Below are 19,201 nucleotides of genomic sequence, written 5' to 3'. Positions count from 1 at the left end.
GATGACGAAGTTTAGTACATGAATCGATAAAACTTCTTGTAAATCATTCAAAATATAGAGTCAAGTTTATAGGTTAAGAGGCTTGCTTGAAGTCGCTCTCTCTCTATCATATAAACTTCCACTCCTATAACAAACAGACCTATTCATTTTTTAAAATAGGTCTGTTATGTTTAGAACAAAGCAGTTACTCTTAGTGTTGACATCCACCATCAAAATAAGGGTTTTTTGTCGTTGTTCCTTTTAATAAGTCTCCGTCCATTGACGTAATGATTTCGTCTGTAATCGTTTTGGAAATAGTATTCGAAACCATTTGCAACAGTTCGTTTACTTCTACTTGACTAGACTTAAACTCTTCTACAAGTGGAATGGAATCAATTTCCTGATGTAATGCATCAATTTTCGCTTCCACTTCTTTTAACGCTTCTGACTTCCCGTAGTGTTGAAGATTTACTGCTTCTTTTTGGAACTTTTTAATTTGGGCAATTAACTCTTGCACCCTAAGGTGTTCGTTGAGTTGTTTTTCCGCACGTTTAAAGAAGTCAACTTCTTCTGTTTCCGCCATCATTTTTGCTAGTTCTTTTGCTTTTAAGCGTATATCATCTCTTGTATAAGTTGTTGTCATTATCTATTTACCTCCGCTGTCTCAACCATTTCACCATTAAGTGACCATGTTTTAGCTTCTGTCACTTTTATATAAACAATTTCCCCGATAACTGATTTAGGAGCTCTGAAGTTCACTAATCGATTTGTTCTCGTACGGCCTGCAAGAACGTCTGGATTCTTCTTACTTTCTCCTTCTACAAGGACTTCAACAATTTGATCTTGGTATTCAAGATTTTTCTTTGCTGAAATTTCATTTACAAGAGTATTTAAACGTCCTAGACGTTCACGTTTTACTTCCATTGGGACATTGTCTTTCATTTTTGCAGCTGGTGTTCCTTCACGTGGTGAATAAATATAAGTGAATGCACTATCAAACTCGATCTCACGAATTAGAGAGAGCGTTTCTTCAAATTGTTCCTCTGTTTCATTTGGAAAACCAACAATTATATCCGTTGTAAATGACGCGTTTGGAATTGCCATTTTAATTTTGTGAGCAAGTTCTACATATTGCTCACGCGTATATTTTCTAGCCATCAGTTTCAATATTTCAGAGTTACCGTGTTGAACTGGCAAGTGAATGTGCTCAACTAGATTGCCGCCTTTTGATAACACTTGAATCAAATGATCATCAAAATCACGAGGGTGACTTGTTGTAAAACGAACACGTGGAATATCAATTTTATGGATTTCATCCATTAAATCCCCCAGTCCATACTTCACACCTTCAAGATCTTTCCCATAGGCATTAACATTTTGTCCTAATAGTGTAATCTCCTTATAGCCTTTTCTTGCTAAATCACGTACTTCGGCGATAATATCTTCTGGAAGACGGCTACGCTCTTTTCCACGTGTGTACGGGACGATACAGTACGTACAAAATTTATCACAGCCGTACATGATATTTACCCATGCTAGTGTTTTTCCTTGACGAGCGCGCGGCATATTCTCTACGATATCGCCTTCTTTTGACCATACTTCTACAACCATTTCTTTTCCATATAACGCATTTTTAAGAAGCTCAGGTAAACGATGAATATTATGTGTGCCGAAGATTAAGTCGATATGCTGATGCTTTTGCATGATGCGATTCACGACATTTTCTTCCTGTGACATACAGCCACACACTCCAACAATGAGTTCTGGACGTTCAACTTTTAATGTTTTTAAGTGTCCAATTTCACCGAATACCTTATTTTCTGCATTTTCACGGATGGCACAAGTGTTTAAGAGAATCACATCTGCCTCTGTTGTTTCCTCAGTTGGCTCAAAGCCCATTTCAGCCAACAGACCAGCCATATTTTCTGAATCATGCGTGTTCATTTGACAGCCATACGTACGAATCAAATATTTCTTTCCATTCCCGATACCTTTCATTTCTTCAGGTATTAAGCTATCAGGACGCAAGACTTGTACATCCTCTTTCCCACGGCGTTTTCCTTGCTTGTAGTCCGGTTGGTCGTAGATTGAGATTTCTCGACCTGCAATTCGAATGATCTTTTTATTCTCTTCTTCAGAAATTACTTTTGCATTTGTAAAGTCAAAGTATTTGCTGTAATCCTTTTTTGGTTTATCAGTAGAATCAGTAGATTCTTGTGTATTTCCTAAACGTCCTAGACGTTGATCTTCATTCATTTTTTAAACTCCTTCCATCAAGCTTCTACAAGTAAACAAATAGAAAGCCCACTTTATGTGAGCGAGATTTTTTGCATCGGTTCTTTCATACATTATACGTGGATCTGTCAAGAAACTCAATGAATCTTGTTTGTCTATCTTTTTACAACCCTGCTCTACACTGAAAACAAGCAAAAATCGACGCTCTTTTTAATGTGAGCGTCGATTTCTACTATGCCTGAGTTAGTTAGTACAAAAATGGTAAACATCGACCTTTTTGAACTGGTTTTTATCTGCTTTTTCATCGAAGCACAATGGCTTCTCTCGCTGCGCGTCTACTAGAAGAAACCCACTCCTAGTAGCCTTAGAACCCTGCAGCGGTTCCGCTCATTGTTTCGAGGAGGTTCAAAAAGGTAAAAATCGACCTTTTTGAACCTCCTCTTACATAAATTCTGCCATTAGTTCATTAAATTTTGCTTCATCAAGTTGTAAATCTTGATGTGCTAATGGTTTTTCGTCATACGTTGGAATTAGCTCTTGGTATGATTTTTGCTCTCTGTTTTGATATATAAGACCCGTGACAAGGCCTTTATGTTCCATAAGTGTTTGCATTGCTTTCATTCGATTAGAAGGATCATATTCCTCTACGTCAGAGAGCTTCGTAATATTTTCCTTAAACCAGTCGTACGTGTTGACTTTATTAAACGTCACACATGGACTGAATACGTTAATCAGTGAGAAGCCTTTATGATTAATTCCTTGTTCAATAAGAGATGTTAGTTCTTTTAAATCACTAGAAAAGCTTTGCGCTACAAATGTTGCACCAGCTGTTAGAGACATCTCCATGACATTTAACGCGGATTCAATTGAGCCACCAGGTGTACTCTTTGTTTTAAAGCCTACATCACTTCGAGGTGATGTTTGCCCTTTTGTTAATCCATAAATTTGGTTATCCATTACGATGTACGTTACATCGATGTTTCGACGAATAGCATGAATCGTGTGTCCCATTCCAATCGCAAATCCGTCACCATCACCACCAGAAGCAATTACCGTCAAATCACGGTTTGCCATTTTCACACCTTGTGCGATCGGTAAGGCACGTCCATGCACTCCGTGAAAACCGTATGAATTAATATACCCAGAAATACGACCAGAGCAGCCAATCCCTGAGACGACAGCAAGATCATCTGGTTCTAAACCAACATTTCCAGCAGCACGTTGAATCGCTGCTTGGACTGAGAAATCACCGCAACCAGGGCACCAGTTTGGTTTTACCTTATTACGAAAGTCTTTAAATGTTGCCACTTAATACCAACTCCTTGCTTGCTTGATATAATTCTTTACATGTTTGATGTAATTCCCCTGGTAAGAATGGATTGCCGTCATATTTAAGCACATTCTCAATTTTCACATCGCCTACATTCATTTTAATGATATTTGCCAATTGTGCTGTAGCATTGTTTTCAATCACTACTACTTTTTTTGCTTTGGCAATTTGTTTCTTTACTTCATCTGTAGGGAATGGATGAAGTAAGCGAACATGTGCATGATTGACTTTGACGCCATCAGCTTCAAGTCTTGGCATTGCTTCTTCAATTGTTCCACGAGTAGAATTAACCCCAATTACAAGCAAGTCAGCATCTTCATGCTTGGCATTGACAAAAAGTGGATTCTTGAATTGTGCAGGTAAGTCAGCTACTTTACGCAAACGCTTATCCATTTGGTTAACACGGTTTTCTGGGCTCTCAGACGGCTTTCCTGTTTCATCATGCTCAACACCTGTTACGTGGTGAATTCCATTTTTCATTCCCGGAATCACTCGATTTGATACGCCTGACTCTGTTACTTCATAACGTTTATAGTAAGCTTTATCTTCTCGCTCAACAATTTCTTCGCCTACTTGTAGGGCTCCACGACGAATTTCAATCTTACTGAAATCAAGTGGTTCCACTGTTTGCTTACCTAAAGACAACGCCAAATCTGTTACTATAATGACTGGGCATTGGAACTCTTCAGCTAAGTTAAAGGCTTCCACTGTATCATAAAAAGCTTCTTCTACTGTACTTGGCGCCATCACAATTTTAGGAATATCACCATGGGTGCTATAAATCATCGCCATCAAATCAGATTGCTCTTGTTTTGTTGGGAGACCCGTACTTGGACCACCACGTTGTGTATCCATAATGACGAGTGGTTGTTCCGTCATTCCAGATAACCCAATTGCTTCAGCCATTAATGACAGACCAGGACCCGCAGAAGCTGTAAAAGCACGTACACCTGCATAGTTAGCTCCAATTGCCATTGTACATGCTGCAATTTCATCCTCTGTTTGAATAACCGTTCCACCAAACTGAGGGAGTTTATCAATCATATACTCCATGATTTCTGAAGCTGGAGTAATAGGATACGCCGCCATAAAACGGCTACCTGCAGCTATAGCTCCCATTCCAATCGCATCATTCCCGATCATAAACATTCTTTTTTTACCATCAGCTGGAGTAAGCTGTAAATCAGGCATGTTATCGCCAGCTTCATTACGGAAATAGTCAGCTCCTGCTCGAATTGCTTTCATATTCTTTTCAACAACAGAAGCTCCTTTTTTTAGAAAGAGATCTTCAACTACATCCTGATAAGAATCAGGATCTAATCCAAGGATTGCACTTGACGCTCCTACAGCAACCATGTTTTTCATTAATGAGGTGCCCAGTTCTGTAGCAATTTCTGTAAATGGAACAGCATACAAGCGTACATCGTATCCTTCTGTGACAACAGGATTAAACTTTGCATCAGCAATGACAATTCCATCTTCACGTAATTCATGAATATTGACATCGATCGTTTCTTGGTCAAATGCCACAAGAATATTTAAATCATCAGAAATTGAATTTAAAGGCTTAGTGCTTACACGAATTTTATTATTTGTATGTCCACCTTTAATACGTGATGAAAAATGACGATATCCATATAAATAATAGCCTTGACGATTTAATGCAGAAGCAAAAATTTCACCTGTACTTTCAATTCCTTCTCCTTGCTGACCGCCAACTTTCCATGATAATTGTTCTCTCACGCTCTCCACCCCTTACTTGTCTAGTAAACTTAAACCACGCAATCTATAAATTATTACAATTTTATCACATTTCCGAGTAAATTACTAGACTTACTCGTTTTTAATATTCTTATTTGTCTTAAACGTCATTATAATAGTCCCTTTAACAGGAAAAAGCAAGACTTTTCAATAACTATATAATGTATGATGATAGTCAAATTGAACGAAAGTCCTTCATCATTCATTGTTCGTGCGTTGTGTTCTTTCTTCTCCTATTTAAATCTCTCATACTTTGTTATCGTTCGATTCTTAACAAAAGAAAAAAACCTACTTACATTTTGCAAGTAGGTTCGATGCAGGTGCCTATTATCTAGGCTCAACAATTAACTTCATTGCTGTTCTCTCTTCTCCGTCAATTTTAATATCTGTAAAAGCAGGGATACAAACAAGATCAATTCCGCTTGGGGCAACAAATCCTCTGGCAATCGCAATCGCTTTTATAGACTGGTTAAGCGCTCCTGCTCCAATTGCTTGAATTTCTGCTGCTCCTCGCTCACGAATCACTCCTGCTAGGGCGCCAGCAACAGAATTGGGAGTAGATTTTGCTGAAACTTTTAAGACTTCCATTTCTTGTACCTCCTCTTTATACCAAAAGTGGGCTGTCCATGATTACGATCGTCTTCATGCTACAACAGTGCAATTAGCAGTTCCGCTAATCGTACAAGATGTGAATCTATTTCCATCTTATTTCAGAAAACCTATCCTTATTCCTAAAAGAACAAAAATACTTGACAATTTACGTATAAAACGGATGATCCTCATTAATCTGAATTCGTTTGATTGACTTGGCTAGTCCATTTTTTGGATTAATGTCAATTATAACGCCATTTAATTGTTCTCTTCCCTCTGCTACTTCAAACCTCACAGGTAAATTCGTTAAAAACTTGTGTAATACAGCTTCTTTTTCAACACCAAGTATTCCATCATATGGACCTGTCATTCCTACATCCGTTAAATAAGCCGTTCCTTTAGGTAAAATGCGCTCATCTGAGGTTTGTACATGTGTATGGGTTCCAACCACAGCAGAAACTCGACCATCTAAATACCAACCCATTGCTTGCTTTTCACTTGTAGCCTCTGCATGAAAATCAACAAATATATAGGGAGTTCGACCTTTTATCTCTTCTAAAATCTCATCCATCTTTGCAAAAGGACAATCAATGGCAGGTAAAAACGTACGCCCCATCGCATTAATAACAGCAATTTCAATATCATTGTACTTTACAAGAGTGTAGCCTTTACCTGGTACTCCTGCAGGGTAATTAGCCGGTCTAATCAGAGCTTTGGCCTCATCAACAAATTCAAATATTTCACGATTATCCCATGAATGATTTCCAAGTGTAACAACTTGTGCACCAGCATCTAAAAAACCTTTATAAATCTTTTCTGTAATCCCTTTGCCAGAAGCCGCATTTTCACCATTTATAATCGTAATGGTAGGTTTATATAATTGCTTTAGCTTCATTGTATATTCTTTAATCATTTTTCGTCCCGGTGCTCCTACAACATCACCAATAAATAAAATTCTCATATTGACTCCTTCGTAATGATTGATTGTTTTTGTATTAAAAAAGTGAATAAAGCGTATGTGAAAGGGGAAAGGAATGCTTCCGAGGTTATTCCAAAAAGGAAACCCACCCTTTTGGACTGATTTGCAATGGCTTCGCTCGCTACGCGACCTATGAGAAAATCACTCATCGGCCTCAAAACCTTGTAGCGGCTCTTCTCATTGCGTCGACGTTTTCCAAAAGGGAAACCCACCCTTTTGGAAAAACGTCTATAAAACAAATAAAGTGGCGATAATCGCCACTTTATTTTGCATACTCAACCGCTCGTGTCTCACGAATAACCGTTACACGTATATGCCCTGGATAATCTAATTCTTCTTCAATTCTCTTAGTAATATCCCGAGCAAGCTTATGTGCAAGTGTATCATCAACAACATCTGGTCTAACCATAATACGCACTTCACGTCCAGCCTGTATAGCATAAGTCTTTTCAACGCCTTCAAAAGACTCTGAAATTTCCTCTAGTTTTTCAAGACGACGAATGTATGTTTCTAACGTTTCTCTTCGCGCACCTGGTCTTGCAGCTGAAAGGGCGTCTGCTGCAGCAACAAGTGTCGAAATAATCGAAGTTGATTCTGTATCCCCATGATGAGATGCAATAGCATTAATCACAACTGGATGTTCTTTATATTTCGTTGCAAGTTCTACACCAATTTCAACATGGCTCCCCTCAACCTCATGATCAATTGCTTTCCCAATATCGTGAAGAAGTCCAGCGCGTTTTGCCAACTTTACATCTTCGCCTAATTCAGAAGCCATTAATCCAGCTAAGTGAGCTACTTCCATAGAGTGCTTTAACACATTTTGACCGTAACTTGTTCTAAACTTCAGTCGACCGAGAATTTTAATTAAATCTGGGTGTAACCCATGAATTCCCATCTCAAATGTTGTTTGTTCTCCATACTCTCTAATCGCTTCATCCACTTCGCGACGAGATTTATCGACCATTTCTTCAATTCGAGCAGGATGGATACGACCATCTTGTACAAGTTTCTCTAGGGCTGTACGAGCAATTTCACGACGAATTGGATCAAATCCAGATAGAATAACTGCTTCAGGCGTATCATCAATAATTAAATCGATTCCTGTTAGTGTCTCTAAAGCACGGATGTTACGACCTTCACGACCAATGATTCGTCCTTTCATCTCATCGTTAGGTAAGTTTACAACCGAAACAGTTGTTTCTGCTACGTGATCAGCAGAACAACGTTGTATTGCAAGAGACAATACTTCTTTCGCCTTTTTATCAGCTTCTTCTTTTGCTTGTGCCATCCGTTCCTTAATAAGGAGAGCCGTTTCATGCGCAATCTCTTGTTCGACCTCACTACGAATAGTTTCACGAGCTTCTTCGCGGGAAAATCCAGAAATACGTTCAAGCTCCGCTTGCTGCTTGTTCAAGATTTCCTCCACTTTGCTATCCATCTCTTCAATTTGTCGTTGTTTTTTGGTGAGAGATTCCTCCCTTTTATCCAAAGACACTTCTTTCTTATCTAAGGTTTCACTCTTCCGGTCAAGAATCTCTTCTTTCAGTACCAAACGATTCTCTTGTTTTTGAATCTCATTTCTTCGTTCACGAATCTCACGTTCCGCCTCCATACGAATTTTATGGGCCTCATCCTTCATTTCTAGGACTGCCTCTTTTTTACTCGCTTCAGCATCACGCTTCGCATCTTCAACAATTTGTTTCGCTGCATGTTCCGCACTGGAAATTTTCGCTTCTGCAATGGATTTTCGAACAAGATATCCAACAACTGCACCAATACCTGCAGAGACAACAAGCAAAATGGAGATGATCAATATTTCCATACTCTTTCACCTCCTCTTGCTATCTAATTGTTGGTTTTTCAATTTGTCATACTTTTCTTCATCATTATAAAAAAACAAACGCATATTACATTTGATCGCGGAAAAAAATAAATATGACATAAAACTTCACCGCATTCTACTTAATTTTAAAGCTCGTTCTAGTCAATGTCAAGTGTTGTCAATTTTCGTGACTTCACTTACCCCATCTTTGATTGTAATTTCGTAGGCCAAGTCACCCGACTGCGCAAGGTGATAGTTATGTGTAATCATGATTATTTGTCGATTAAACATCGTACTTAATGATTTCAAGAATTCATATAAATAAAGTACGTAATCTCCTGACACATGCTTCCCTGGTTCATCTAATAGCAAAGGACCAACTCTCTTTGGCTGAACGGTTTCAATTAACGCGACTCGAAGTGCAAGTGTAACAATATCAACGACACCACCACCACGAGAATCTTGCGGCCTCGTTTTCACTTTTACCCCCTCGTATTCGGAAACTACGTAAAATTCTGCAACAGCTTTATTCCCATGCTCTTCAAGTTCAATTTGAAATGAAAACAAAGGTCCAAATACATACTGAAGAGCATTCGTTACTAATGCTTCAATTTGTTGCTTTGCTTGTTCTCTTGCATACTCAGCTGACTGTTGCAAGAGAACTCTAGCCTTTTCATACGTATCAATCGTCTCAAAATAAGAGTCAAGTTCTTTCATTTTTTCAGCCAACTGTTCTTGTAATAGGTTCCGTTTCGCGTCAAGTCTCATCCACTGATTTTGCGCTCTTTTAAAGCGCTCTTCAAGTTGCCTTACTTGAGCTAATCGATTACTCATTTTCAATCAGTTCCTTAGGAATAAGTTCCCACGTCTCCTTTAAGGACAAATCAATTTCACGCTCAAGCCGCTTAATTTCTTGATCTAAATCTTCTGGATGCACTCCAAGTTCCTCTAATTCTACTAAAAGTCTGTTTTTTTGATTTTCTAACTCTTCCAGTTTTGCTTCTGCCCTATATCGCATATCTCTTGCTTTGTCTATTGCCTTTTTGATTTGAGCTAACTGTTGTTCAACTGTCACGATAGTCCCTCCCACTTACTCTTTCGCATGCTTACAAATTTCTTGACCACAAGTTGGACAAGCTCCTTCTGCAAACAACACTTCTTGTAATTGTTGTTCAGCACGGTTTTGTTCCTCCGCTTGTTTCTTCATGTAGCGTTTGCCGTCTTCCAATCTTGATTGAAAATCTAATAAACTTCTTTGAATTAGCTTGATTTGCCTAAATCGTTCTGATGACTTCGCAATCATGTCATGCTTCTTCAATAATCGAGTTTCATCCGGTAATTGCTTACTAACTCTCATAACATGTTCTAATTTACCTTCATTTATTTGAAATTGCTCCTTCAATTGAAGTAACCGTTTCTGTTTCACACGCTGTTCTCTCATTTGATCTATTGTAGCAGCATCCACAAAATCAATAAATTTCGATTTTGATACCTTTTGCTTTTCATCCACTACAGAGTGATCTAAATTCCTTTTTTCAATAACTCTTGATTGCAATATCTTTAGAAGTGATACTTGTTTCCTTATTTGTTCAAACTGGTCATGAGCTCGATTTGTATGCTCAGTTTTTTTTAACCATACGTGGCATATATCGATTGCCCTGTTTAATTCACTTGCTCGTTTTTGTTTTTCAGTAAAAACAACAAAGCGTTCGACCATTGTTTGTAATGTTTCGACCTTGCTCTGCCATTTATCAACATCTTTTACGAGCCGTTTTCGAATTAACGCTTCTACTTCTTCTTGTTTTAATTGTTCCCATTGTCTTTTTTTATTCACTAGTTTATCCCTTTTAACTAGCAAGCTCTTAATCTTCTCGACTCTTTCTTCTGAATCTACCAACCGACTTTTTAGTTCATCTAATTGCGAAAAAGGTTGAAGTTCATCTTGTAACTTTTCAATTACTGCTTGTTCTTGCTTCATTCGTACGTTTAATTGAGAAAGGTCTTTTGTTGTATCTCTTATAGCCATATCTAGAAAGTGTGCTCCACTAATTCTTCCGAGCGTTTTTGCTCGAATCGAGCTTGTTTGTTCTAATAGAAAGGGACCATCTAGTTGTTGAGAAAGATGAATCATTAAATCATTATCTTGATCAATTCTCAAGTTAGACATGCCGTGAGCTTCCATTACTTCATTAGGGACATGAATTCCAAAGCCCTCAAGAACCAGTTCTTCTTTCCCTTTTTTTCGTAACGTATAGCGATTCTTAGAACTTGTCCGCTCGCGAGTAATAATGGTCTCATCTTCAAATGTAATCGTAACTCTGACAAAGTCTGCAGAAACCCGAACGAAATCTGATCCTCTCGGCTGATTATATAAAGCCCAACGAATCCCACGTAAAATTGCGGTCTTACCACTATCTGACTGACCAACAATAACATTTAAGCCATCACTAAATTCAACATATGTATCTAGATGTGATTGGAAATTCTCCAATCGCACTGCTTTGATGTTATTCATGCTCCTCGTCCTTCCATACCTCTTCAATTACTGTCATCCTACGTAATGCTTCTTGCTTCACTTTTTCTTCCACATTTTTCAACGAAGCTATTTCTAATATAATATCGCTCATATTCAATGTATGAAACTGCGCCGATTCCTTCACTTGCTGAACAAAACTATGTAGCTTTTCTTCCTGATGTACTGCTTTTTCTAAAAAGGAACGATCTAAAACTTCTTCTCCTTTTCTAGCACAGTTAATGGACACTTCCCTCAATAAAATATCATTATTACGTATCGTGCCTATCACCACTTTGGGCATCCTAGTGACTTCTGACCAATGATTATTTACACGTGATAGCGCTCCTGGATTGCACATGAATTTCCCATTCCGTTCTTTGATCCCAAAGCCTCCGTGAAAGTGTCCTGTCAAAATGATATCTGCTGTCGTTCCCCAAATATGGTCAATAAGCGTATGTGACACACCTTCAGGTAACGCCTTCTCAACGAGCATACTATGGACAATATGAATTAATACGTCGGCATTCGAACCGTTCGGTGGATAATAATCTAATTTTGGGTCGCGTTGATCTAAATCATAATGGTATGGTTGACCACTAATTTGAACCTTCACTCCAGCTTTCTCAATTAATACCGGTTTTTCCTGGTCTATCACAGTCATGACACCAAAAGAATCCATTAACCCCAGCATCGTTCTTGAGATCGTTTCTGGATTATGTCCAAATGTGTCATGGTTCCCTGCAACAACATAAATTGGCATGTTCGCTTTCATAAAGATTTTCGCAAATTGTCCAACCACATTAGGAGATAAATCTGGTCTATCAAACACATCTCCACCATGCAAAAGGACATCCACATCTTCTTGATTTGCCAATGTAATCACTTCTTCTAATTTCTCTTTTAGTGTATCAACATACACATCTAAGCGATTCTTGGGTGTCGTTCCACGTATATGCGTATCTGTCACGTATAAAAATTTCATCTTACACCTCCTTCAACTGAAAAGAATAAGCACCTCTAGCAAGGTGCTTATTCTAAGTATTTACTTCAAATCAAAAGGAACTTCGTCAATTTCTTCTTCGGTTGCCGCTGCTACTTCAATCTCACCATTTAATCCATGATGATCACGAATCAGTGTTTCGATTTGTTCAGTGATTTTCGAGTTTTCTTTTAAGAACTGCTTCGAATTTTCGCGCCCTTGACCGAGGCGTTCCTCATTAAAGGAATACCAGGCACCACTTTTTTGGACAATATCCAAATCAGATCCAATATCTAAAATCGATCCCTCACGAGATATGCCTTCTCCGTACATGATGTCCACTTCAGCGACCTTAAATGGAGGAGCTACCTTATTTTTCACAACTTTAATCTTCGTTTTGTTCCCAACCATGTCATTACCTTGCTTTAACGTTTCTGCACGACGAACTTCTAATCGAACGGAAGAATAGAATTTAAGTGCACGTCCCCCTGGTGTTACTTCAGGGTTACCAAACATAACCCCTACTTTTTCACGAATTTGGTTAATGAAAATAGCTATTGTCTTCGATTTATTAATTGCTCCTGAAAGCTTACGCAACGCCTGAGACATAAGACGCGCCTGTAAGCCAACATGGCTATCTCCCATGTCACCTTCAATCTCAGCTTTTGGCACAAGGGCTGCAACACTATCAATAACGATCATATCAACCGCACCACTTCTTACAAGAGCTTCAGCAATCTCTAATGCTTGTTCTCCTGTATCTGGTTGTGACAGCAATAGTTCATCAATGTTTACACCTAGGTTTTGCGCATAAACCGGATCAAGGGCATGTTCAGCGTCAATAAATGCCGCTTGTCCCCCTTGACGTTGAACCTCTGCAATCGCATGTAACGTAACAGTTGTCTTACCTGATGATTCTGGTCCATACACTTCAATAACACGTCCCTTTGGGTACCCGCCAACTCCAAGTGCAATATCAAGAGCCAGAGCGCCACTAGAAACCGTTGAGACGCGTTGCTCGGCTTGTTCGCCAAGCTTCATGATCGACCCTTTACCAAATTGTTTTTCGATTTGACGTAGCGCCATATCTAAGGCAGCTTTACGATCACTCATTATGAATCTCTCCTCTATTATCAAAAATAATGTATTGTAAATTTGAAAAAGCGAATCTATGTTTTGTTCTTCTATATCATACCTTGTTTTTTTGCTTTTGCCAATACTTTTACGAACATTTATTCGCTTTCTAGTAGTAGGAAAACATTACATGAGGAAAGGGAAGGAAAAAGAGTCCTATCAAAACGGACTCTTCCTTACGTTGTTTTTAGCATACGGTTTAGATTCAGGTTAGCTACGCGATGGTGTACGGCGTGGTTCGCGTTTTGGACGTGGTTTAGCTGGTTCTAAGTTCACTCTTGCACCACTAATTCTTGAATAACGGAGTGCCTCATACACAAATGGAGCAGCTTCTTCAGGAACTTCCACAAATGTAAAGTTCTCAAAAATGTCGATTTTCCCCACAGCATTTCCAGGAATTCCAACAAGCTCAGAAATGGCATCGACCAACACTTTTGGAGTCATATTTACATTTCTACCTACATTAATAAAGAAACGAACCATCCCTTTTGCACCGCCAGTATCGCCAAAGTTATAGCCGGATTCCTCTGTCGCAGAAGCAGGTGAGAAATTCATTTTTAATAAAGCATTTACAACATCACTTGCTGAAAATTCTGCCAGTACTTCCTCTACAAGAGAAGCAAACAACTCGTCTTCTTTCCCACTAGTTGCAATCGTATCAGAAATCAACTTTTTCCACGACCCTTGTTGCTTGACAACCACTTCCTCAATTGTCGGTACATCTTGAGAAGGAATACTCATTTTAATTTCTTGTTCTATCGAACGCAAGTGTTTCATTTCACGCGGTGTAACAAGTGTTAATGCAAGTCCCTTACGTCCAGCACGACCAGTTCGACCAATTCGGTGAACATAGCTTTCAGGATCCTGAGGTATATCATAATTGATGACATGGGTTACGTTTTCAACATCAATTCCTCGTGCAGCAACATCTGTTGCAATTAAGAACTCAATCGAAGAATCTCGGAATTTCTTCATAACTGCGTCACGTTGCGATTGTGTAAGATCTCCATGCAAGCCATCTGCTAAATACCCTCTAGCTTGAAGTGCTTCTGCGAGCTCTGCCACTCCTTTTTTTGTACGGCAGAACAAAATACCCAGCTCAACATCTTCACTATCAATGATGCGACAAAGTGATTCAATTTTATTACGCTCTAGCACTTTATAATACATCTGATCAATTAATGGCGCTGTCACCTCACCTTTATTAATCGTAACTGTTTTTGGCGCTGTCATATATTTACGCGACAACTTCTTAATAGCTGGTGGCATCGTGGCAGAAAAAAGGAGGGTTTGACGGTCAGTATTTACTTCGCGAAGAATGGATTCAATATCATCTACAAATCCCATATCAAGCATTTCATCTGCCTCGTCAAGAACAACCGTATGAACCTGATCAAGCTTCAATGTGTTTCTACGTAAGTGATCGAGTATACGCCCAGGCGTCCCTATAACTACTTGCACACCTTGCTTTAGAGCACGAATTTGATGACCAATTGATTGCCCACCATAAATAGGCAATGTACGAATTGATTTATGCACAGATATTTTTTGTAATTCACCTGATACTTGAATAGCTAACTCTCTTGTTGGTGTTAAAATAAGTGCTTGTACATGACGGTCTGACGTTACTTTATCTACTACCGGTATTCCAAAGGCAGCAGTCTTTCCTGTACCTGTTTGCGCCTGACCAATTACATCTCCACCTTCTAAAATAACAGGAATGGCTTTTTCTTGAATCGGAGAAGGCTCTTCAAAGCCCATATCTTTAATTGCTCGTTTAATTGAGTTTGAAATCTGAAAATCATTAAAATACGTTGTCATTCTGCTTTATTCCACCTTTTCATTTCGTTCAATAAATAAAAACACCCATATTTAATAGCACGATCCCTAACGGCTTCACGTCTTCCATCTAGGTTCAATCCATAACACAATGGATCTTTGGAAAGACCAGCAATCCCAATATAGATCGTACCAGGTTCTTTGCCTTCTTGTTTACCAGGACCGGCTACACCGGTAAAACTAATGGCAATATCAGTATCATATTGTTTTTTTGCACAGCTTGCCATTTCAAGCGCACATTGCATGCTAATAACCCCATAATTCATTATTACTTCTTTCGACACTCCGAGAACATTCTCCTTCACATCTGTCGCATATGAAACGGTTCCACCTCGAAAAACAGAAGAAACTCCTGAAAAAGAAGTCAGCATGCTTGAGAATTTTCCTCCAGTAAAACTTTCTGCTGTAGCTATCGTACAGCGTTTCTCTTGTAATTGCAAAAAGAGTTGCTCCATAAGTGACGTATCATCATAGCCATATAAATATTGACCGACACGATTTGTAATACGTTCTTCCGTTTCATCTAGCAATCGTTTTTGTTCCGCTTTACTTGCGTGTTTAACTGTGAGCCTTAATGTCACTTCTCCTTCATTAGCTAAAGGAGCAATCGTTGGATTTGTTTGCGATTCTATTATATCCAATAGATCTGTTTCTAACTGAGACTCCCCGATATCAAAAAAACGAAGGACTCTTGATGTAATAGATGTTTGTTCACCCAACAAGTTGGATAACTCAGGTAATAAATGATTTAAAAACATTGGTTTCATTTCTTGTGGTGGTCCAGGTAATAAGACAATCTTTGTACCATTTACAGAAACAATCATTCCAGGTGCCATCCCATAATCATTATCAAGAACATTGCTTCCTTCAATTACAAGTGCCTGTTTACGATTATTATCAGACATTGGTCTGTTGCGCTTTTGAAAATATGACTTAATATTATGTAATGATTTCTCATGATGCACTAATTTTTTCCCAACTAATGATGCAAGCGTTTCTTTTGTTAAGTCATCTTTAGTAGGACCTAAACCACCCGTTATGATGATTAAATCAGACCGAGATATCGCTTGCTTTAGTGACACTGTAAGTCTACTATCATTATCGCCAACTGTTGTTTGATAAAACACATCAATTCCAACTATCGCCAATTCTTGAGAAAGAAACGCTGCATTCGTATTCACAATCTGCCCTAGCAAAAGTTCGGATCCTACAGAGATTAATTCAGCATTCATCGCATCTACCGCCTACTCTACCTATTTTGATTTAAGGAGCACATGTTGATTTTTTTGAAAGTATTCAACTCCTGAAACGATCGTTAAAAATGTTGCAACATAAATCGCAATCATATCAAATGGCAACGATAACGCCTGAAATGGCCAGTTATGTAACATCAAAGCAGAAATTGCAACAATTTGACTCACTGTTTTTAATTTCCCTAATTGACTTGCTGCAATAACATCTCCATCTGCTGCTGCAACTAAACGAATACCCGTTACCGCAAACTCTCGACTTATAATGATAATGGCTATCCATGCAGGCAGAAGCTGTAGTTCAACAAGAGCAATAAGTGCAGCTGTGATTAGCAATTTATCTGCAAGCGGGTCGAGAAATTTCCCTAAGTTTGTAACAAGATTATGTTTTCTAGCATAATAGCCATCTAGCCAATCAGTAGCAGAAGCGATAATAAAAATAATAGCTCCAATGAAATGAGCAAGAGGAATCGCCGTACCTAGAAACTGAATGTCACCAAATGAAAAAGGGACTAATAGAAAGATCATAAATAATGGAATAAGAAAAATTCGAGAGATCGTGATTTTATTTGGTAAATTCAACATAATTCCCTTCCTTCATAACGATGATATCTAATTTACATAGTGAGCTATACAAGGTTAAAACCGCCCTTTGGAACAGTCTCCATAAACATTGTACCACAATTACTGAAAATTGATAAATTCAACCAATTGTCTACTTATAGAGCCTGATATGAGTGGGTTTTTCAATCCGTAAGCGAGTAGCATGCGGAGCCGTTGCACCCACTTTTGAACACGCTCTAATAAGAAAAAAGAGAACTCAACCCTATTCACTACCCAAGATTGAAGGCAGTATGAAAAAGGTTTATGAGTTCTCTCTCTCTTATTCTGAAGGCTCGACAATTGTAATATCAACCTTTTGGTGGGTTCTGTCTAATGGAAACTCGAATTGTTTACCATTAATAAACAAATCAACAAACTCTGATGCACCAAAATTAAAAATAATTTGTTCTTCCGCTTCTATATCTAAAGGTACTTCTTCCCCCTCTGAAGGCGTTCCACTATAAAATGTTTTCCCTTTTGCATTTTTCACATCAATATAGGATCTACCCGTTAATTCAATGCGAACATCTGAGAACTGACCATTTTCCAATTCGAAATAAGACGTATTGCCTTGGCTTTCTATGAAAGTAAGCGTAAATTCAGTTTCGGTTTCTGGTTCAACCTCTTCCTGTTCTTCTTGCTCAATCTCTTCAGGTTCATCTGATTCTAGCTCATCTTCTTTTGTCGCTTCACCTACATCTTCAGAAAAATCTGCTTCGAGATTTTCACTATTATCGGGAGCAACAACGCCATCGTCTTCCATTCCCCCTCCTTGTGCCATTAGCCAAATTCCTACAATAATAATGGCTATAAAAACAACGGCAACTAAAGCTGGTAAAAAGGAACCTTTTTTTCTTCGTTTTTTTGGCGTGGAAGCCGGTTTACTACGTTCAGTTCTTGAAGGCAACGTTACAGCTTCACGTTGTGGATTTGGAAGCTCACTTTTATATTGATCAAATAACGGTTCTGGATCAAGTCCAATTGCCTCAGCATACGTTTTGACAAACGCCCTTGCATAGAAGATTCCCGGTAAAGTATCGAAACGCCCTTCTTCAATGGCTAATAAATACCGCTTTTGAATTTTGGTTGTACGTTGAAGGTCCTCTAGTGAAATCTGCTTTTGTTCACGTGCTTCTTTTAAATGCTGGCCTAATTCTGACAATCTTAACACCTACCTACACCTTTAACTTATATCAAAAGAGGAAAATCCTGATTCTACTACTTCGTATGAAATCTGTTCTCCCTCATCATTTCGTAGTTCAATAATACAATCGAAATCATCTAATTCGTATTCTGTTTCACGAACAAAAATATCTGGATGCTCGACTACTTTAACAGCGGGCAATCTCATAATATCACTGACAAGTGTGCGATGTTTCTCTGTTGAACGCATCGTTGTCACGATTCCATCAATAATAAAAATGTGATCTTCACTCATTTCATCATCGGCCAATTGACTGCGCACCGTTTGTCTTAACAAAGTCGAAGAAATAAATGACCATCTCTTATTTGCACATACACTTGCTGCTACAATTGATTCTGTTTTTCCGACACGAGGCATACCACGAATTCCTACTAAAAAATGACCTTCACGCTTGAACTGTTCCGCCATGAAATCAACAAGTAACCCAAGCTCTGTACGGATAAAACGAAATGTTTTCTTGTCATCAGCATCACGCTCAATGTAGCGCCCGTGCCTGATAGCAAGTCGATCGCGGAGTCTAGGTTCTCTTACTTTTATTACAGAAATGTCTTCAATTGTTTCTAATATAGCTCTAAACCTAGCTACCTGATCATCACTAGAGCTTCGAATTAACATCCCACGTCGCATATTATCAACACCATTTATTGTCACGATGTTAATTGCTAACATCCCAAGTAAAGATGAAATATCACCAAGAAGTCCAGGACGATTATTATGTATTTGATATTCTACATACCATTCTTTTAAAGCCATTTGCCTCACCCTTTTAAACTAATTGAGTTATCTGTTTAGGCTAATCGAGATTCTCTTCCTCCAATGATAATTGATTTTGATTATAAATGAAAGAACTTTGTCGGAAATAATTGTAGGTTGACAAACTAAGAAAAATTATGTGAAAGTTTCTATAAGAGGTAGTATGCTACACAAATGTTTCCACTATGTATAAAGGGCTAGGCGTTTTCGCTCTAATAAGATGA

General features: G+C 38.5%; 17 protein-coding genes. All 17 read right to left on the bottom strand.

Annotation, left to right across the window (positions count from 1 at the left end; translation table 11 throughout):
• Positions 1–190: 190 nt before the first annotated feature.
• The 17 genes from SAZ04_RS02310 to SAZ04_RS02230 all read right to left on the bottom strand — a co-directional run bounded on the left by SAZ04_RS02310 (position 191) and on the right by SAZ04_RS02230 (position 18,977).
• Positions 191–622 carry a YlbF/YmcA family competence regulator gene (locus SAZ04_RS02310; protein WP_332690404.1) on the bottom strand — a complete coding sequence of 144 codons (432 nt, stop codon included), beginning with the start codon at positions 620–622 and terminating at the stop codon, positions 191–193.
• Positions 622–2,235: a tRNA (N6-isopentenyl adenosine(37)-C2)-methylthiotransferase MiaB gene (gene miaB, locus SAZ04_RS02305; protein WP_332690402.1), complete on the bottom strand. Its 1,614-nt coding sequence runs from the start codon at positions 2,233–2,235 to the stop codon at positions 622–624. Before miaB ends, SAZ04_RS02310 begins: the two co-directional genes overlap by 1 nt.
• Positions 2,236–2,655: 420 nt before the next feature.
• Positions 2,656–3,522, bottom strand: coding sequence for a 2-oxoacid:ferredoxin oxidoreductase subunit beta (locus tag SAZ04_RS02300; RefSeq protein WP_332690399.1), 867 nt, complete (start codon positions 3,520–3,522; stop codon positions 2,656–2,658).
• Complete coding sequence (locus tag SAZ04_RS02295; protein WP_332690396.1) at positions 3,509–5,287, bottom strand: 2-oxoacid:acceptor oxidoreductase subunit alpha; 1,779 nt, start codon at positions 5,285–5,287, stop codon at positions 3,509–3,511. The genes SAZ04_RS02300 and SAZ04_RS02295 overlap by 14 nt, the downstream gene beginning before the upstream one ends.
• A gap of 345 nt (positions 5,288–5,632) precedes the next feature.
• The gene (locus SAZ04_RS02290; RefSeq protein ID WP_332690395.1) at positions 5,633–5,893 is read right to left on the bottom strand and encodes a stage V sporulation protein S; all 261 of its coding nucleotides are present in this window, start codon (positions 5,891–5,893) and stop codon (positions 5,633–5,635) included.
• A gap of 169 nt (positions 5,894–6,062) precedes the next feature.
• Positions 6,063–6,857 (bottom strand): TIGR00282 family metallophosphoesterase, encoded by a 795-nt coding sequence (locus SAZ04_RS02285; RefSeq protein WP_332690392.1) that lies wholly within the window; start codon positions 6,855–6,857, stop codon positions 6,063–6,065.
• A gap of 280 nt (positions 6,858–7,137) precedes the next feature.
• Positions 7,138–8,700: a ribonuclease Y gene (gene rny / locus SAZ04_RS02280; RefSeq protein WP_332690390.1), complete on the bottom strand. Its 1,563-nt coding sequence runs from the start codon at positions 8,698–8,700 to the stop codon at positions 7,138–7,140.
• Positions 8,701–8,868: 168 nt separating this feature from the next.
• Positions 8,869–9,534 (bottom strand): OLD family protein, encoded by a 666-nt coding sequence (locus tag SAZ04_RS02275; protein WP_332690388.1) that lies wholly within the window; start codon positions 9,532–9,534, stop codon positions 8,869–8,871.
• Positions 9,527–9,775 (bottom strand): hypothetical protein, encoded by a 249-nt coding sequence (locus SAZ04_RS02270; RefSeq protein ID WP_332690386.1) that lies wholly within the window; start codon positions 9,773–9,775, stop codon positions 9,527–9,529. Before SAZ04_RS02270 ends, SAZ04_RS02275 begins: the two co-directional genes overlap by 8 nt.
• A 15-nt stretch (positions 9,776–9,790) precedes the next feature.
• Entirely contained in the window at positions 9,791–11,215 is a 1,425-nt protein-coding gene (locus SAZ04_RS02265; RefSeq protein ID WP_332690384.1) for an AAA family ATPase, read from the bottom strand.
• Positions 11,208–12,197 (bottom strand): metallophosphoesterase family protein, encoded by a 990-nt coding sequence (locus tag SAZ04_RS02260; protein ID WP_332690382.1) that lies wholly within the window; start codon positions 12,195–12,197, stop codon positions 11,208–11,210. The genes SAZ04_RS02265 and SAZ04_RS02260 overlap by 8 nt, the downstream gene beginning before the upstream one ends.
• 60 nt (positions 12,198–12,257) lie before the next feature.
• Positions 12,258–13,307 carry a recombinase RecA gene (gene recA, locus SAZ04_RS02255; protein WP_332690379.1) on the bottom strand — a complete coding sequence of 350 codons (1,050 nt, stop codon included), beginning with the start codon at positions 13,305–13,307 and terminating at the stop codon, positions 12,258–12,260.
• A 231-nt stretch (positions 13,308–13,538) separates the two neighbouring features.
• Positions 13,539–15,149, bottom strand: a complete 1,611-nt coding sequence (locus SAZ04_RS02250; protein ID WP_332690376.1) for a DEAD/DEAH box helicase — start codon at positions 15,147–15,149, stop codon at positions 13,539–13,541.
• Positions 15,146–16,399 carry a competence/damage-inducible protein A gene (locus tag SAZ04_RS02245; protein WP_332690373.1) on the bottom strand — a complete coding sequence of 418 codons (1,254 nt, stop codon included), beginning with the start codon at positions 16,397–16,399 and terminating at the stop codon, positions 15,146–15,148. Before SAZ04_RS02245 ends, SAZ04_RS02250 begins: the two co-directional genes overlap by 4 nt.
• 21 nt (positions 16,400–16,420) lie before the next feature.
• On the bottom strand, positions 16,421–16,999 hold the full coding sequence (gene pgsA, locus SAZ04_RS02240; RefSeq protein ID WP_332690650.1) for a CDP-diacylglycerol--glycerol-3-phosphate 3-phosphatidyltransferase: 579 nt from the start codon (positions 16,997–16,999) through the stop codon (positions 16,421–16,423).
• 301 nt (positions 17,000–17,300) lie between these two features.
• Positions 17,301–18,191 (bottom strand): helix-turn-helix domain-containing protein, encoded by an 891-nt coding sequence (locus SAZ04_RS02235; protein ID WP_332690370.1) that lies wholly within the window; start codon positions 18,189–18,191, stop codon positions 17,301–17,303.
• A gap of 12 nt (positions 18,192–18,203) precedes the next feature.
• Positions 18,204–18,977 (bottom strand): DUF3388 domain-containing protein, encoded by a 774-nt coding sequence (locus SAZ04_RS02230; protein ID WP_332690367.1) that lies wholly within the window; start codon positions 18,975–18,977, stop codon positions 18,204–18,206.
• Positions 18,978–19,201: the final 224 nt, after the last annotated feature.

Origin of the sequence: Halalkalibacter lacteus (assembly GCF_036663595.1) — a bacterium.
GTDB lineage: Bacteria > Bacillota > Bacilli > Bacillales > Bacillaceae_D > Halalkalibacter > Halalkalibacter lacteus.
This window is presented reverse-complemented; position numbering and strand designations above follow the sequence as displayed.

Coding starts and splice junctions, on each gene's coding strand:
- SAZ04_RS02265 (WP_332690384.1), bottom strand. CDS start 11,215: ATGAATAACATCAAAGCAGTGCGATTGGAGAATTTCCAATCACATCTA.
- SAZ04_RS02275 (WP_332690388.1), bottom strand. CDS start 9,534: ATGAGTAATCGATTAGCTCAAGTAAGGCAACTTGAAGAGCGCTTTAAA.
- SAZ04_RS02260 (WP_332690382.1), bottom strand. CDS start 12,197: ATGAAATTTTTATACGTGACAGATACGCATATACGTGGAACGACACCC.
- SAZ04_RS02285 (WP_332690392.1), bottom strand. CDS start 6,857: ATGAGAATTTTATTTATTGGTGATGTTGTAGGAGCACCGGGACGAAAA.
- SAZ04_RS02250 (WP_332690376.1), bottom strand. CDS start 15,149: ATGACAACGTATTTTAATGATTTTCAGATTTCAAACTCAATTAAACGA.
- rny (WP_332690390.1), bottom strand. CDS start 8,700: ATGGAAATATTGATCATCTCCATTTTGCTTGTTGTCTCTGCAGGTATT.
- SAZ04_RS02290 (WP_332690395.1), bottom strand. CDS start 5,893: ATGGAAGTCTTAAAAGTTTCAGCAAAATCTACTCCCAATTCTGTTGCT.
- SAZ04_RS02310 (WP_332690404.1), bottom strand. CDS start 622: ATGACAACAACTTATACAAGAGATGATATACGCTTAAAAGCAAAAGAA.
- SAZ04_RS02230 (WP_332690367.1), bottom strand. CDS start 18,977: ATGGCTTTAAAAGAATGGTATGTAGAATATCAAATACATAATAATCGT.
- recA (WP_332690379.1), bottom strand. CDS start 13,307: ATGAGTGATCGTAAAGCTGCCTTAGATATGGCGCTACGTCAAATCGAA.
- miaB (WP_332690402.1), bottom strand. CDS start 2,235: ATGAATGAAGATCAACGTCTAGGACGTTTAGGAAATACACAAGAATCT.
- SAZ04_RS02245 (WP_332690373.1), bottom strand. CDS start 16,399: ATGAATGCTGAATTAATCTCTGTAGGATCCGAACTTTTGCTAGGGCAG.